The 15,811-nt window shown below is 67.4% G+C and carries 13 protein-coding genes; 11 read left to right on the top strand and 2 right to left on the bottom strand.

Annotation, left to right across the window (positions count from 1 at the left end):
- Position 1 precedes the first annotated feature (1 nt).
- From QZ471_RS19260 to QZ471_RS19245, 4 genes are all read left to right on the top strand, one after another.
- Complete coding sequence (locus tag QZ471_RS19260) at positions 2-928, top strand: ABC transporter permease (RefSeq protein WP_295466813.1); 927 nt, start codon at positions 2-4, stop codon at positions 926-928.
- Between the two features lie 3 nt (positions 929-931).
- Positions 932-1,741 (top strand): ABC transporter permease, encoded by an 810-nt coding sequence (locus QZ471_RS19255; protein ID WP_295466811.1) that lies wholly within the window; start codon positions 932-934, stop codon positions 1,739-1,741.
- A 16-nt stretch (positions 1,742-1,757) separates the two neighbouring features.
- On the top strand, positions 1,758-2,900 hold the full coding sequence (locus QZ471_RS19250) for an ABC transporter ATP-binding protein (protein WP_295466809.1): 1,143 nt from the start codon (positions 1,758-1,760) through the stop codon (positions 2,898-2,900).
- 287 nt (positions 2,901-3,187) lie between these two features.
- Positions 3,188-4,120 carry a glycine betaine ABC transporter substrate-binding protein gene (locus QZ471_RS19245; protein WP_295466807.1) on the top strand — a complete coding sequence of 311 codons (933 nt, stop codon included), beginning with the start codon at positions 3,188-3,190 and terminating at the stop codon, positions 4,118-4,120.
- Between the two features lie 63 nt (positions 4,121-4,183).
- Here QZ471_RS19245 and QZ471_RS19240 read toward each other — a convergent pair whose 3' ends face one another.
- Together QZ471_RS19240 and QZ471_RS19235 are read right to left on the bottom strand one after the other, a co-directional pair.
- The gene (locus QZ471_RS19240) at positions 4,184-6,112 is read right to left on the bottom strand and encodes a methyl-accepting chemotaxis protein (protein ID WP_295466805.1); all 1,929 of its coding nucleotides are present in this window, start codon (positions 6,110-6,112) and stop codon (positions 4,184-4,186) included.
- 159 nt (positions 6,113-6,271) lie between these two features.
- Positions 6,272-7,195, bottom strand: coding sequence for a LysR family transcriptional regulator (locus QZ471_RS19235; RefSeq protein ID WP_295466803.1), 924 nt, complete (start codon positions 7,193-7,195; stop codon positions 6,272-6,274).
- Between the two features lie 366 nt (positions 7,196-7,561).
- Between QZ471_RS19235 and QZ471_RS19230 the strand changes: the two genes are divergently transcribed.
- The 7 genes from QZ471_RS19230 to QZ471_RS19200 all read left to right on the top strand — a co-directional run.
- Positions 7,562-8,725, top strand: coding sequence for an isovaleryl-CoA dehydrogenase (locus tag QZ471_RS19230; protein ID WP_295466801.1), 1,164 nt, complete (start codon positions 7,562-7,564; stop codon positions 8,723-8,725).
- Between the two features lie 10 nt (positions 8,726-8,735).
- Complete coding sequence (locus QZ471_RS19225) at positions 8,736-10,343, top strand: carboxyl transferase domain-containing protein (RefSeq protein WP_295466799.1); 1,608 nt, start codon at positions 8,736-8,738, stop codon at positions 10,341-10,343.
- Between the two features lie 3 nt (positions 10,344-10,346).
- Entirely contained in the window at positions 10,347-11,147 is an 801-nt protein-coding gene (locus QZ471_RS19220) for an enoyl-CoA hydratase-related protein (protein WP_295466797.1), read from the top strand.
- Positions 11,144-13,078: an acetyl/propionyl/methylcrotonyl-CoA carboxylase subunit alpha gene (locus QZ471_RS19215; RefSeq protein ID WP_295466795.1), complete on the top strand. Its 1,935-nt coding sequence runs from the start codon at positions 11,144-11,146 to the stop codon at positions 13,076-13,078. The genes QZ471_RS19220 and QZ471_RS19215 overlap by 4 nt, the downstream gene beginning before the upstream one ends.
- A complete protein-coding gene (locus tag QZ471_RS19210) occupies positions 13,075-13,989 on the top strand; it encodes a hydroxymethylglutaryl-CoA lyase (RefSeq protein ID WP_295466793.1) in 915 nt (304 codons plus the stop codon). The genes QZ471_RS19215 and QZ471_RS19210 overlap by 4 nt, the downstream gene beginning before the upstream one ends.
- An 80-nt stretch (positions 13,990-14,069) precedes the next feature.
- Positions 14,070-15,104 carry a LacI family DNA-binding transcriptional regulator gene (locus QZ471_RS19205; RefSeq protein ID WP_295466792.1) on the top strand — a complete coding sequence of 345 codons (1,035 nt, stop codon included), beginning with the start codon at positions 14,070-14,072 and terminating at the stop codon, positions 15,102-15,104.
- Positions 15,105-15,252: 148 nt separating this feature from the next.
- Positions 15,253-15,811, top strand: a 559-nt coding sequence (locus QZ471_RS19200) for an MFS transporter (RefSeq protein WP_295466790.1), incomplete at its 3' end; no start/stop codon positions are given.

Below are 15,811 nucleotides of genomic sequence, written 5' to 3'. Positions count from 1 at the left end.
CATGTCCGCCTCGAGCTCCAGCCGGGCGGTGCTCGGCACCGCCACGGACCCCAAGCGCGGGGTGAACGACCCAGCGCGCGACCGGGGCGAGAGGGCCGTACGCTGGAAGGGGGCGAGTCATCTCGTCCCTGCCCTGCTGTTCCTCGGCCTGTTCTTCCTGATTCCGCTGATTGGCCTGCTGCTGCGGGGCTTTCTTGAACCTGTGCCAGGACTGGGCAACTACCAGACCCTGTTCGCCAACGGCGCCTACGCCCAGGTGTTGCTCAACACCTTCGGGGTCGCCGCCCTGGTGACCCTGTTCAGCGTGCTGATCGGCTTTCCGCTGGCCTGGACCATCACCCTGATGCCGCGCGGCTGGGGCCGGCTGCTGTTCAACATCGTGCTGCTGTCGATGTGGACCAGCCTGCTCGCCCGCACCTATGCCTGGCTGGTGCTGTTGCAGGGCTCGGGGGTGGTGAACAAGCTGCTGCTGGCCGCCGGCCTGATCGACGAACCGTTGGCGCTGGTCAACAACCTCACCGGGGTGGTGATCGGCATGACCTACATCATGATCCCCTTCATCGTGCTGCCGCTGCAGGCCACCCTGCAAGCCATGGACCCCATGGTGCTGCAGGCGGGCGCCATCTGCGGCGCCAGCCCCTGGACCAACTTCCGCAAGGTGTTCCTGCCCATGTGTCGGTCGGGCCTGGGCTCGGGGGCGCTGATGGTGTTCGTCATGTCCCTCGGCTACTACGTCACCCCGGCACTGCTGGGCGGGGCGCAGAACATGATGCTGCCGGAGTTCATCATCCAGCAGGTGCAATCCTTCCTGAACTGGGGACTGGCCAGCGCCGCCGCGGCCTTGCTGATCGTCATCGCCCTGGTGCTGTTCGCCCTCTATCTGCGCTTGCAGCCGGAATCCCCGGTCGACCCCCAGAACGCGAGGTGACCCATGCTGCTGACTCCCAACGCCATCGGCTGGCGCCTGCGCGGCGGCCTGCTGCTGATCACCGGCGCCATAGCCGCGGTACTGCTGCTGCCCATCGTCTTCATCGTGCTGCTGTCGTTCGGCTCCTCCCAGTGGCTGGTCTTCCCCCCGCCGGGCTGGACGCTGAAGTGGTACCAGCAATTCTTCGCCAACCCGGAATGGATGCAGGCCGCCCTGGCCAGCCTCAAGGTGGCGCTGCTGACCACCCTGGTCTCGGTGGCCCTGGCGCTGCCCTGCGCCTTCGCCCTGGTGCGTGGCAAGTTTCCCGGACGCAAGACGCTCTATGCGATCTTCACCCTGCCGATGATCGTGCCGCTGGTGGTGATCGCCGTGGCCATCTATGCGCTGTTCCTGCGCCTGGGCTATACCGGCACCCTGCTGGCCTTCGTGGTCAGCCACGTGATCGTCGCCCTGCCCTTCGCGCTGATCGCCATCATCAACTCGCTCAAGCTCTTCGATCAGTCCATCGAGGATGCGGCGGTGATCTGCGGTGCCTCGCGCCTGCAGGCCATCTACCGGGTGACCTTGCCGGGCATCTGGCCGGGCGTGTTCGCCGGGGCGCTGTTCGCCTTCCTGGTGTCCTGGGACGAGGTGGTGCTGAGCGTGATGATGGCCAGTCCCAACCTGCAGACCCTGCCGGTGAAGATGTGGTCCACCCTGCGCCAGGACCTGACGCCGGTGATCGCCGTGGCCTCCACCGTCCTGATCGGTCTTTCCCTGCTGGTGATGCTCGCCGCTGCCCTGCTGCGCCGCCGCCAACCCCAATCCCGCTGATACCCGGAGCCCTGCCATGAGCGCCGTCCTTCAGAACACCACCGCCGCGGCCCCCCTGGTCCGCCTGCAGAATCTCAACAAGCACTATGGCGACTTCACCGCGGTGGACGACCTCTCGCTGGACATCCAGGAGGGCGAATTCCTCACCTTCCTGGGCTCCAGCGGCTCGGGCAAATCCACCACCCTGTCGATGCTGGCGGGTTTCGAGACGCCCAGCTCCGGCGCCATCGACGTAGCCGGCCGCTCGCTGCTGCGGGTGCCACCGCACCAGCGCGACATCGGCATGGTGTTCCAGCGCTATTCGCTGTTCCCGCATCTGTCGGTGCGCGACAACATCGGCTTCCCCCTGGACATCCGCAAGATCGGCGCCGCCGAGCGCAACAAGCGGGTGGACGCCATGCTGCGCCTGGTGCAGCTGGAAGCCTTCGCCCATCGCCGGCCGGCGCAGCTCTCCGGCGGTCAACAGCAGCGGGTGGCCATCGCTCGGGCACTGGTGTACGAGCCGCGCATTTTGCTGATGGACGAACCCCTGGGCGCCCTGGACAAGAAGCTGCGCGAAGACCTGCAGGACGAACTGCGCCAACTGCACCGTCGCCTGGGCATCACCATCGTCTATGTGACCCACGACCAGGAGGAGGCCCTGCGGCTGTCCCAGCGCATCGCCATCTTCAGCCATGGGCGCATCGTCGGCCTGGGCAGTGGCTACGACCTCTACCAGAATCCGCCGAACGCCTTCGTCGCCGCCTTCCTCGGCAACTCCAATTTCCTTCGCGTCACCGCTCGCGCCCAGGCCCACTGCGACTTCGAAGGGCAGGAACTGGCGATGCGGCCCACCACAGGCGTCCGCCCGAACCTGCCGTTGCTGCTGATGCTGCGCCCAGAAAAGCTTCATCTGCTGACCACCGAACAGGCGGCCACCGCGCCGAAGCCGGCGGGCTGGAACGAGATCTCCGCGCGGGTCGGCGAGGCCTTGTTCCTCGGCGAAAGTCAGAGCTGTACCCTGCAGACCGCGGGCGGCGCCCAGTTGATGGTCAAGTCGCTGGCCCATGCCCCGGGCCTGCAGCCGGGCCAGGTGGTACGCCTGCGCTGGGCCGCCAGCGACGCCTGCGTCTACAGCGAATGGAACGATGCCGATCTGAGCAAGGCGGCAGCACACTGAGTCGAGCGGAGCGGCAGCCGGGCTGCTCCGCGCTTCACCTCCGCTGAAAGTTTCCCTCCGGCAAGAGCGCGACCAGTCAATCGCTACCGGTCGCCGCTCATCGAAGCGTCTTTGCATTCGCTACTTCCCTACCAAACAATCAGTCCGGCAGAAGCCCGTTCCAGACGGTTTCGTCGTAGACCTCCGCTCGACTTTCGCACCACAGCACAACGCACGGCAGGGATGGTCGCTCGCTCGCGCAAGACAAACCGAGCGCCCCCTGTGGTCAGGCCAAAGGGGATCAGGTCATGAAGAACAAGGGATGGTTGGTAGCGGGCCTGGTGCTGGCGGTGTCAGCGCAAACCGCGGTGGCGGCGGAGGAAGCCAGCTGCCAGACCATCAGCTTCGCGGAAATCGGTTGGACCGATACCACCGTCATTACCAGCGTCGCCCGCTTTCTCCTGGAGCGACTCGACTACCAGACCGCGATCGAGCGCCTGAGCATCCCCGAGACCTTCAAGCAACTCGCCTCCGGTGAGCTGGACGTGCTCATGGGCAACTGGATGCCCAGCCAGAAGGCGGAACTGGACCAGTACCGGACCTCCGTCGACGTCATCAGGGCGAACCTCCAGGGCGCTCGCTACACCCTGGCGGTGCCCCGCTACACCTACGAGGCCGGGGTCAAGACCGTGGACGACCTCGCCGCGCGACAGGAAGAATTCGGCAAGGTCATCTATGGCGTGAAGGACAGCTCGGGTTCCGCCCGGATCGCGCGAATGATCGCCGACAATGCCTACGGCCTCGGTCACTTCACCCTGGAGGAGAAGAGCGAAGCGGTGATGATCGCGACGGCGAAGAACTTTATGGTGCTCAAGCAGCCGGTAGTCTTTCTCGCCTGGGAACCCCACCCGATGAACACCAAACTCGACCTCGAGTACCTGGCCGGTGCGGATCGCTACTTCGGTGAAAACTACGGCAGCTCTACCGTCTACACGGTAGCCAACGGTTCCCTGCGCCGCCGCTGTCCCAACGTCGGCAAGCTGCTGGAAAACCTCTCCTTCACCGTCGCCATGGAAAACGAACTGATGGACCAGGTGCTCAACCAGAACGTCAATCCGCGGCGCGCTGCCCGCGATTGGCTCAAGGGCCATCCCGAGGTGCTGGCAGCCTGGATGAAAGGCGTGACGACCCGCGGCGGTGCGCCTGGTATGCCGGTGGTCGAGAACGACCTGAAGCGTTAACGGACGGATCAGAGCATCCCTCGCGACGCCATCCACGCCGCACGGGTGGATGGCGCTCCGGCATTACAGTCGGAAGCGACTGATGCGCGCCGCCAGTTCCGTACCCAGTTGCCCCAGCTCGCTGCTGGCCGCGGTCAGCTCCTGGCTGGAACTGACGCTGTTCTGCGCCAGCGTCTCGACGACGTGGACACTGCGCTCTACCTCGCCCGCGACCCGGCTCTGCTCTTCCGCCGCCGCGGCGATCTGCAGGTTCATCGATTGCATGGTCGTGACCTGCTCGCCGATGAGCCGCAGGGCCTCCCCGGCATGCTGGATCAGGGTCACGGCCTGACCGGTCTGCGCGCGGCTCGCGTCCACCCGGGCGGCCGCCTGACCGGCTCGGCCCAGCACATCGCTGACGATCCGCTCGATTTCGGTCACCGACTGCTGGGCGGTCCGAGCCAGGTTGCGTACCTCATCGGCCACCACCGCGAAGCCACGCCCGGCTTCGCCCGCTCGTGCCGCCTCGATGGCGGCATTCAGCGCCAACAGATTGGTCTGCTCGGCCACCGTCCGGATCACTCCGGTGACCGTGCCGATGCGCTTGCTTTCGCTCAGCAGGGCATCCATCGCCGTGCCGGCTTCTAGCATCTCCTCGGCGAGGCTGTCCACCGCGGCTATGGCCTGACGCACCTGGGTATCGCCCTCACTGGCTACGCGTTCCGCCTGTTGTGAGGTCTGCGAGGCCATCTCCGCATGGGCAGCGACCTCCTGGGCGCTGGCCGTCAGCTCGACGATGGCGGTGGCCACCAGGCGGGTTTCCTGGCCCTGGCGCTCGACGCCTTCGCGGGTGCGCTCGGCGCTGGCGGTAAACCCTTGCGCCGCCCCCTGCAACTGGGCGGTGCCTTCCTGGACCTGACCGACCAACTCGCGCAGGCCGGTGGTCATCTCGCTCATGCTGGCTTGCAGCTGGCCGAGTTCGTCGCGCCGCGACACGCTGACGGCGGCGGACAGATCGCCGCCAGCGATGCGCCGTGCCTGCCACAGCGACGCCTGCAGTGGCGGGATCAGCTGGCGGGTGATGATCCAGCCGGCGAGCAGTCCGGCCAGCAGCGCCAGGAGGCTGATGCCGGCGAGGCGGCCATAGGCGTTCTGGCTATCCCCCTCGCGCTGGGCGATGGTCTGGGTCGCCAATTGGCGCCCGATCTCGAGCAGGTGATCTTCCAGCAGGCGCAGCGTCTCGGCGGCCTTGGCCTCTTCGCGATGGGCGGCCTGGAAGTCGCCGATGGATTGCTGGTAATGCAGCAGCGCCTGCTCGGCCTGACGCAGGCTGGGCGCATCGCGCGAGGACGCCGTGGCCAGGCGGCGTTGCAGCTCGGCGATGGTGGTGGCCATGTCACCGGTCGCCTTGCTTTCCTGAGCGGCATCGCCACTGAGCAGATAGCTCTGCAGGCTGTATCTCACGTCCCGGACTTTGCGATCCAGCAGGCCGATGGCGCGGAACTGGCCGAGGCGCTGGCCAGGATAGAGCTCCGTCGCATCGCTGCTGGCCAGGTTCTGCTCGATCTCGCCCACCGCCTGCAAGGCCTGGTCGGCGCGGGTACCGAGCAGCGCCGCCGCCTGGGCCTGGCGTTCATGGGCGGTCACCTGCTCGGCGAAGGTCTGCCCATAGCGGCCGGCCAATTCGCTTTGCTCGTCTAGCAGCTTCTGGCTGGCCACGTCGAGCCCCAGGCGCTGCAGGGCTGCCTGCTGCTCCCGCAGCGTCGCCACCCGTGCCTTGACCTGCCCGGCAGTCGCCTCGCTCGCTTGCCCCGCGTAATCCAGGCGGGCGATGCGCAGGTCCTTGGCGGCCGCGGTGAGTTCACCGATGGCAGCCAGGCGATCACTACTGCGCACCAGCATGCCGATGGCGCTCCAGCCGGTCGCGGCGATGGCCAGGGTCAGCAGCAGGACACTGCCAAAGCCCAGGAGCAGCTTGTAGGTCGTCTTCAGATCCTTGAACCAGGTGCCCATACGCATCTCCGTATCGAAGCGAAGCCATTCGGGAAGACAAGGAATGACGACTACCAAGTAGACGATGGTATACCAGAAGACAAGACTGGCATGCTATTTCGTCCCCTGCTTCGCCACGTCTATCCGCTTTCGCAATAAATGCCAGGCTCGGGAACCCATCTAACGCTCACGGGCTTCGCCGCTCGCAGAGCGCAGGAACTGCCGAAACGCCTGGGCTCCCGGACTCAGGCGCTCCTCGGGACTCCAGATCAGACCCAGCTCCATGGGCGGGATGGCATCGGCCACCGGGCGGGCTTCCAGCTTGCGGCCTTCCAGAGACCAGCCGCGATAGAGCATGTCGGAGAGGATGGTCACGCCGAAACCGTGGGCGACCAGGCCGCGTAGGGATTCCATGGACGATGTCTTGAACACCACGTTGGGTTCCAGGCCCGCCGCGCGCCAATAGCGCAGGGTCGAGGTCTCGCCTTCGTCCACCGTTGCCAGGATGTAGGGATAGGGAGCGATGTCGGCCAGGGTCACGCGCTCCGGTGCCAGCAGTGGATGGGCACTAGGCAGCCAGAGCTGGCGTGGCGAGCGCATCAGCAGGTGGCGCTCGAAGGGCTGGGTGGCGTCGACGTTGGAGATGACGGTGAGGCCCAGCTCCAGGGTGCCATCGGTGATGCCGGCTTCGATACTGGGTCGGTCCATGTCGCGCAGGTCGATGTCGATCTGCGGATAGCTGCGCTTGAAGCGCGCCAGCAGGGTCGGCAGGTAGTAGCCGAGCACCGCATAGGAGGCGCCGACCCGCGCCTGGCCGACCAGGGCATGGCTCTGGAACAGCGGCTGGCTGACGGCATCCTGCAGGGTGTCGAGGATATGCCGGGCATGGTGATAGAACTGATGCCCCTCGGCCGTCAGCTTCACCCCATGGGGCAGGCGCTCGAACAGCCGCACGGCGAGTGTCGTCTCCAGTTGGCTAACGGCCGTGGTGACCGCGGACTGGCTGACGTTGACCGCGCTGGCGGCCAGGGAGAACTGGCTGTTCTCCGCCGCGGCGACGAAGTAGCGCAGCTGCCGCATCGAGATGTCCTGGTGCAGTGCCATCTGATTTTCCAATACCTGGATTCTATTTTTATCGTTTCACGATAACGCATTTCTCCTCCTAGACTCAGAAGAACAGGCGCACCGCCTTCCTCTTGCGGTCGCCACGATAAGAACAATGACAGGAGGACGGACCATGAGCGCCCTGGCGCCCGCGTTCCGCACTTGCGCCTCGAGCGCACCCTTGCCCAGCCGTCGGCTCCCACGCCCGGCGTCTTTCCGGCTGCCGCTTCCAGGCCACGCCAGCGCCTGGCCGATGACGCAGCCCCACCCTGCCCCTTTCCGCTCCACGCCGTGCCTGGCGGCCGCCCTGTGCGCGCCTGATCGGCCGACCGCTCTCACCCGACAATCCCAACAACAGGTGACCCCATGAGCTACCCGAGTCTCAACTTCGCCCTGGGCGAGACCCTCGATCTGCTGCGCGATCAGGTACGCACCCTGGTCGCCCGCGAGGTGGCGCCCCGCGCGGGCGAGATCGATGCCAGCAACAGCTTCCCCCTGGATCTCTGGCGCACCTTCGGTGACCTGGGGCTGCTCGGCATCACCGTGGGCGAGGAGTACGGCGGCGCAGGACTCGGCTACCTGGCCCATGCGGTGGCCATGGAAGAGATCAGCCGCGGCTCGGCCTCGGTGGCCCTGTCCTATGGCGCCCATTCCAATCTCTGCGTCAACCAGATTCACCGCAATGGCAGCGCCGCGCAGAAGGCTCGCTACCTGCCCAAACTGGTCAGCGGCGAGCACGTCGGCGCCCTGGCCATGAGCGAACCCAACGCCGGCTCGGACGTGGTCTCCATGAAGCTGCGCGCCGAACGCCGCGGCGATCGCTATGTGCTCAATGGCAGCAAGACCTGGATCACCAACGGGCCCGATGCCCACACCTATGTCATCTACGCCAAGACCGAACCGGAAAAGGCTGCCCATGGCATCACCGCCTTCATCGTCGAGCGCGACTGGAAGGGCTTCAGCCGCGGCAACAAGTTCGACAAGCTGGGCATGCGCGGCTCCAACACCTGCGAGCTGTTCTTCAACGAGGTGGAGGTGCCGGAGGACAACGTGCTGGGCCAGGTCAATGGTGGGGTCAAGGTGCTGATGAGCGGCCTGGATTACGAGCGGGTGGTCCTCGCCGGCGGCCCCGTGGGCATCATGCAGGCCTGCCTGGACGTAGTACTGCCCTACGTCCATGACCGCAAGCAATTCGGCCAGAGCATCGGCGAATTCCAGCTGATCCAGGGCAAGGTGGCCGATCTCTATACCGGCCTCAACGCCAGCCGCGCCTATCTTTATGCGGTGGCCCAGGCCTGCGATCGCGGCGAGACCACCCGCAAGGATGCCGCCGGGGTGATCCTCTATACCGCCGAGAAGGCCACCCAGATGGCCCTGGAAGCCATCCAGATCCTCGGGGGCAACGGCTATATCAACGAATACCCCACCGGCCGCCTGCTGCGCGACGCCAAGCTCTACGAGATAGGCGCCGGCACCAGCGAGATCCGCCGCATGCTGATCGGCCGCGAGCTGTTCAACGAAACCCGGTGAGGAACCTGCCATGACCGTGCTGACCTCCACCTTGAACCGCCGCACCCCGGACTACCAGCGCAACGCCGCCGCCATGGCCGAACAACTGGCCCGGCTCGACGGGCTGCTGGCGCGCATCCGCGAAGGCGGCGGGGCCAAGGCCCAGGCGCGCCACACCACCCGCGGCAAGCTACTGCCCCGCGCGCGCATCGATCTGCTGCTGGACCCAGGTTCGCCCTTCCTGGAGATCGGCGCCCTGGCCGCCCTCGACGTCTATGAGGAAGAGGTACCGGCCGCCGGGGTGGTGGCCGGCATCGGCCGCATCGAGGGAGTCGAGTGCATGATCATCGCCAACGACGCCACGGTGAAGGGCGGCTCCTACTATCCGCTGACGGTGAAGAAGCACCTGCGCGCCCAGGCCATCGCCCTGCAGAATCGCCTACCCTGCCTCTACCTGGTGGATTCCGGCGGCGCCAACCTGCCGCGCCAGGAGGACGTCTTCCCCGACCGCGAGCACTTCGGGCGGATCTTCTTCAACCAGGCGACCATGAGCGCCCAGGGCATCCCGCAGATCGCCGTGGTGATGGGCTCCTGCACCGCCGGTGGCGCCTATGTGCCGGCCATGAGCGACGAGACCATCATGGTGCGCCAGCAGGCCACCATCTTTCTCGCCGGCCCGCCGCTGGTGAAGGCCGCCACCGGCGAGGTGGTCAGCGCCGAGGAGCTAGGCGGCGCCGAGGTCCATTGCCGTACCTCCGGCGTGGCCGATCACTACGCCGAAAACGATGCCCATGCCCTGGCCCTGGCCCGGCGCTGCATCGCCAACCTCAACTGGCGCAAGCTGGGCGAGCTGCAACTGAAGACGCCCAGCGCACCGCTGTACCCGGCCGAGGAGCTGCACGGCCTGGTGCCGGCCGATCCCAAGCAGCCGCTGGAGGTACGCGAGGTGATCGCGCGGCTGGTGGACGGCAGCGTCTTCGATGAATTCAAGGCGCAATTCGGCACCACCCTGGTCTGCGGCTTCGCTCATCTGCACGGCCATCCGCTGGCCATCCTCGGCAACAACGGCATCCTCTTCGCCGAATCGGCGCAAAAAGGCGCGCACTTCATCGAACTGGCCTGCCAGCGCCGCATCCCGCTGCTGTTCCTGCAGAACATCACCGGCTTCATGGTCGGCAAGAAATACGAGGAAGGCGGCATCGCCAAGCACGGCGCCAAGCTGGTCACCGCGGTGGCCTGCGCCCGGGTGCCCAAGTTCACCGTGATCATCGGCGGCAGCTTTGGCGCCGGCAACTACGGCATGTGCGGCCGCGCCTACGATCCGCGCTTCCTGTGGATGTGGCCCAACGCGCGCATCGGCGTCATGGGCGCCGAGCAGGCGGCCGGGGTGCTGGTGCAGGTCAAGCGCGAGCAGGCCGAACGCGCCGGCCAGGCCTTCGACGACGCAGAGGTGGTGCGCATCAAGGCCCCCATCGTCGAGCAGTACGAACGCCAGGCCCACGCCCACTATTCCAGCGCGCGGCTGTGGGACGACGGAGTGATCGACCCGGCCCAGACCCGCGAGGTCCTCGCCCTGGCCCTGTCGGCCAGCCTCAACGCCACTCTCGAGCCGACGACCTTCGGCGTCTTCCGGATGTAGGCCATGACTGACTTCCATACCCTGGAACTGATCCGTGATCCACGCGGCTTCGCCACCCTCTGGCTCGACCGCCCGGATCGCCACAATGCCCTGGATGCGCAGTTGATCGCGGAGCTGGGCAGCGTGCTCGGCGAGATCGCCAGCGACCAGGAACTGCGCTTTCTGCTCCTGCGCGGTCGCGGGCGGCACTTCTGCGCCGGTGCCGACCTCGCCTGGATGCAGGCCGCGGCCCGTCTGGACGCCGCCGCCAACCGCGCCGACACCGAGCGCCTGGCCGAGGTGATGTATCGCCTGCAGGCCCTGCCGATGCCGACCCTGGCGGTGGTCCAAGGCGCGGCCTTTGGGGGCGCGGTGGGCCTGGTCAGCTGCTGCGACCTGGCCCTGGCCGCGAGTGACGCCACCTTCTGCCTGTCGGAGGTGCGCATCGGCCTGGTGCCGGCGGTCATCGCGCCCTTCGTGATCCGCGCCCTGGGCGAACGCGCGGCGCGGCGCTACATGCTCGGCGCCGAGCGCTTTTCCGGCGAACGCGCCGCCGAACTGGGCTTGGTGACCGAGACTGCGCCTGCTGCCGACCTGGAGACCCTGGTCGAGGCCTGGATCGCCCGGTTGCTGGACAACGGCCCCCAGGCGTTGCGCGCCTGCAAGCGGCTGCTGGACGGCGCTGGCGAGGGCGCGCCCAGCGCCGAGGTGCGCCCCTTCACCGAGGACCTGATCGCCGCGGTCCGGGTCACCCCCGAAGCCCAGGAAGGCCTGCAGGCCTTCCTGGAAAAACGTCGCCCCGCCTGGCAGGAGACTTCGCCATGACCTTCGACCGTCTGCTCGTCGCCAACCGCGGCGAGATCGCCTGCCGGGTGATGCGTACCGCCAAAGCCCTTGGCATCGGTACCGTCGCCGTGCACAGCGCCATCGATGCCGGCGCCCGCCACGTGCGCCAGGCCGATCAGGCGGTGGACCTGGGCGGGACCAAGCCGGCCGACAGCTATCTGCTGGGCGAACGAATCATCGCCGCTGCCCAGGCCACCGGCGCCCAGGCGATCCATCCGGGCTACGGCTTCCTGTCCGAAAACGCCGCCTTCGCCGAGGCGGTAGCCGCGGCCGGGCTGGTCTTCGTCGGACCACCCGCCGCGGCGATCCGCGCCATGGGCAGCAAGTCGGCGGCCAAGGCGCTGATGACCGAGGCCGGGGTACCCCTGGTGCCCGGTTACCACGGCGAGGACCAATCCCTGGCCACCTTTCGCGACGCCGCGGCGCGCATCGGCTATCCGGTCCTGCTCAAGGCCACCGCCGGTGGCGGCGGCAAGGGCATGAAGATCGTCGAGCGCGAAGCCGACCTGGCCGAAGGCCTCGCCTCGGCGCAGCGGGAGGCGCTCTCGGCCTTCGGCGATGCGAGGATGCTGGTGGAGAAATACGTGCTGCAACCGCGCCACGTGGAGATCCAGGTGTTCGCTGATCAGCACGGCCACTGCCTCTATCTCAACGAACGTGATTGCTCTATCCAGCGGCGCCACCAGAAGGTGATCGAGGAGGCGCCCGCGCCGGGTCTCACGCCCGAATTGCGCCGGGCCATGGGCGAGGCGGCGGTGCAGGCGGCCCAGGCCATCGGCTACGTCGGCGCGGGCACCGTGGAATTCCTGCTCGATGCCCGTGGCGACTTCTTCTTCATGGAGATGAACACCCGACTGCAGGTAGAACACCCGGTCACCGAGGCCATCACCGGCCTGGACCTGGTGGCCTGGCAACTGCGCGTGGCCGCGGGCGAACCCCTGCCCCTCACCCAGGCGCAGGTGCCCTTGCACGGCCATGCCATCGAGGTGCGACTCTATGCCGAGGACACCGACCAGGGCTTCCTGCCGGCCTCAGGCAACCTGCAACTCTATCGCGAGCCCGCGGCCGGTGCGGGGCGGCGGGTGGACAGCGGCGTGGAGGAAGGCGACGAGGTGTCGCCCTTCTACGATCCCATGCTGGCCAAGCTGATCGCCTGGGGCGACAGCCGCGAACAGGCGCGCAAGCGATTGCTGGCCATGCTCGAAGACACCGCGGTGGGCGGCTTCGCCACCAACCTCGCCTTCCTGCAGCGCCTGCTGGCCCATCCGGCCTTTGCCGCGGCGGAGCTGGACACCGGTTTCATCGAGCGTCATCAGGCGTCCTTGTTGCCTGCACCCACAGAGCTGCCGGAGGCCTTCTGGACCCTGGCGGGCCAAGCCTGGCTGGCGACGCTGCCCGCCGCTGCCGATCCGACCTCGCCCTGGGCGTCCCGCCAGGGTTGGCGCCTGGGCGGACCCCCGCGCGTTGCCCTGCGGCTGGCCTGTCGTGACGAGGTGCGCAACCTGACCCTGGTCGGCCCGGTGGCCGTCGAGCTGAGCAGTGATCGACTCCACTGGCAGGCGGATGGCGTCCGCCAGAGCGCCCGCCTCCATCGCCGTGGGAACACGCTGTTCCTCGAATGGCAGGGCCGGCTGGAAGCCGTCACCTGGGCCGATCCGCTCGCCGAGGTCGCGCGCCAAGCGGATGCGGGTGGACTCACGGCACCGATGAATGCCAGCGTGGTGGCGGTCCCGGTGGCCGTCGGCGATGCCGTGGAAGCCGGGGCCCCGCTGGTGGTGCTGGAGGCGATGAAGATGGAACACAGCATCCGCGCGCCCCGTGCCGGCGTGGTGGCGGCGCTGTTCTGCAGTCCTGGCGAGCTGGTGGCCGAGGGCACCCCGCTGGTGGAGCTGGAGGAATCACCATCATGAGCGATGCCTTGCCGACCCGGGTGCGGCTGGTCGAGGTCGGACCCCGCGATGGCCTGCAGAACGAGCCCCAGGCGCTGGGCGTCGCCGAGCGCATCCAGCTCTGCACGGCGCTGATCGCCAGCGGCGTGCGGCATCTGGAGGTGGGCAGCTTCGTCTCGCCCCGCTGGGTGCCGCAGATGGCCGGAACCGCCGAGGTGCTGGCGGGGCTTGGCCGACCAGTGGGCGTGGTCCGCTCGGTACTGGTGCCCAACATAAGAGGCTTCGAGGCCGCCCTAGCCGTGGGGGTGGACGAGATCGCCGTGTTCGCCGCCGCTTCGGAGGGCTTTTCCCAGCGCAACATCAACTGCTCCATCGCCGAGAGCCTGGCACGCTTCGTGCCCGTGGTCGAGGGCGCGCGGGCGGCGGGCATCCGGGTGCGCGGCTATGTGTCCTGCGTGCTGGGCTGCCCCTACGACGGCGCGATCGCACCCGATCAGGTCGCGAGCGTGACCCGCGAACTGCTGGAGCTGGGCTGCGCCGAGGTTTCCCTGGGCGATACGATCGGCGTCGGCACCCCGGGCCGCACCCGAGCGCTTTGGCAGCGACTGGGGCGGGAGGTGCCGCTCAGCCAACTGGCCGGGCATTTCCACGACACCTATGGCCAGGCCCTGGCCAATGTCTATGCCAGCCTGCTCGAAGGGGTCGCGGTGTTCGATAGCTCCGTCGCCGGCCTGGGCGGCTGTCCCTATGCCCGGGGCGCCAGCGGCAATGTCGCCAGCGAAGACCTGGTCTATCTGCTGGATGGCCTGGGCATAGCGACCGGGCTCGATCTCGCCAGACTGGCCGAGGCCGGACAGCACGTCTCCGCCCTGCTGGGTCGACCCAATCAGTCGCGGGTCGGCCGCGCCCGGGCGGCGCGAGTGGTCGACTAGCAGAAGCTCTGGCGGGCGCCCCATGGCAACCGCCGGGGCTTGCTCTCATAATGGCGGCTTCTCTCATCCAAGGACCCGCTTTGGCCAGGAAGTCCCGACGCGAACTCGCCCAGCAGGGTGGCACCACCGAGCTGCCCCTCACCGTGCGCGAAGTCGCCCTCGCCGCCGGGGTGTCGCCCATCACCGTGTCCCGGGCGCTGCACCGCCCCAGCCTGGTGAGCGACGCCACCCGCGAACATGTCCTGGCCGTGGTCAAGGAGCTGGGCTACGTGCCCAACCTGCTGGCCGGCAGCCTCGCCTCCAGCAAGAGCAAGCTGGTGGCCATCCTGCTGCCCACCATCGCCAATTCCATCTATGCCAGCGTGGTGCAGGCGATCATGGATCGCCTTACCGAGGCGGGCTACCAGGCGCTGATCGGCCCCACCGGCTATTCGCCGGAAAAGGAAGAGGAACTGCTGGAAGCCATCCTCGGCCGCCGCCCCGATGGCATCGTCCTCACCGGCACCCTGCACACCCCGGCCAGTCGCGCGCGGCTGGCGGCGCTGAACATCCCGGTGGTGGAAGCCTGGGATCTCAGTACAGAGGCCCTGGACATGCAGGTGGGCTTTTCCCACGAGCAGGTCGGCGTCGCCCTGGCGGAGCACTTTGTCGCCCGCGGCTATCGCCGCTTCGGGGTGATCTCGGTGGACGACCCCCGCGCCATGCGCCGCAACCTGGCCCTGCAGGCCCGCCTGGTCGAGCTGGGTATCGCCGACTTGCCCATGGAAGTGCTGCCCCTGCCGGCCACCTGGGAAGTCGGCCGGATCGGCCTGGCGCGGCTACTGGAACGCCCCGCGCCGCCGGAGCTGGTGCTGTGCAGCTCCGACACCCTGGCCCTAGGCGTGGTCGCCGAGGCCAGCAGCCGCGGCCTGCGCATCCCCGAACAACTGGCGGTGGTCGGCTTCGGCGACACCACCAACGGCCGCTTCGCCACCCCGGCGCTGTCCACGGTCAGCGTCAATGCCGATGCCATGGGCCAGCGTGTCGCCCAGGCGCTGCTCGATCGCCTCGCGGGTGATAGTGCCGCGGTGAGCCTGGACACCGGTTTCGCCCTGATCGAGCGTCAGAGCTCCTAGCCACTTTTTTGCGCCCGACCACAGATTTAACGGTTGAATGATAGCGTTATCTGTTTAATGATAACGCTATCGTTGTCAGACGACCTACAACCTAAGCTCGCTACACGATGTCAGCCCGCACACAAAAACAAACCAGTGGGAGCTCTCCATGCACGAAACCAAGCAGACCCGCGTCCGCTATCTGATCCTGTTCATGCTGTTCGTGGTGACCACGATCAACTACGCCGACCGCGCCACCATCTCCATCGCCGGCTCCAGCCTGCAGAAAGACCTCGGCATCAGTGCCGTCTCCCTCGGCTACATCTTCTCCGCCTTCGGTTGGGCCTATGTGCTCGGCCAGATTCCCGGCGGCTGGCTGCTCGACCGCTTCGGCTCGAAGAAGGTCTATGCGGCGAGCATCTTCACCTGGTCGGTGTTCACCATGCTGCAAGGCTACATCGGTGAATTCGGCATCGGTACCGCGGTATTCCTGTTGTTCGCCCTGAGATTCATGGTTGGCCTGGCCGAAGCGCCCTCCTTCCCCGGCAACGCGCGCATCGTCGCCGCCTGGTTCCCCACCAAGGAGCGCGGCACCGCCTCGGCCATCTTCAACTCGGCGCAATACTTCGCCACCGTGCTGTTCGCGCCGCTGATGGGCTGGATCGTCTACCACTTCGGCTGGCAGCACGTCTTCGTGGTGATGGGCGCCCTGGGCATCGCCTTCTCGG

The organism is uncultured Pseudomonas sp. (assembly GCF_913774235.1).
GTDB lineage: Bacteria > Pseudomonadota > Gammaproteobacteria > Pseudomonadales > Pseudomonadaceae > Chryseomonas.
Note: the sequence above shows the minus strand (reverse complement) of the source record. Positions and strands in the feature narration are given on the sequence as shown.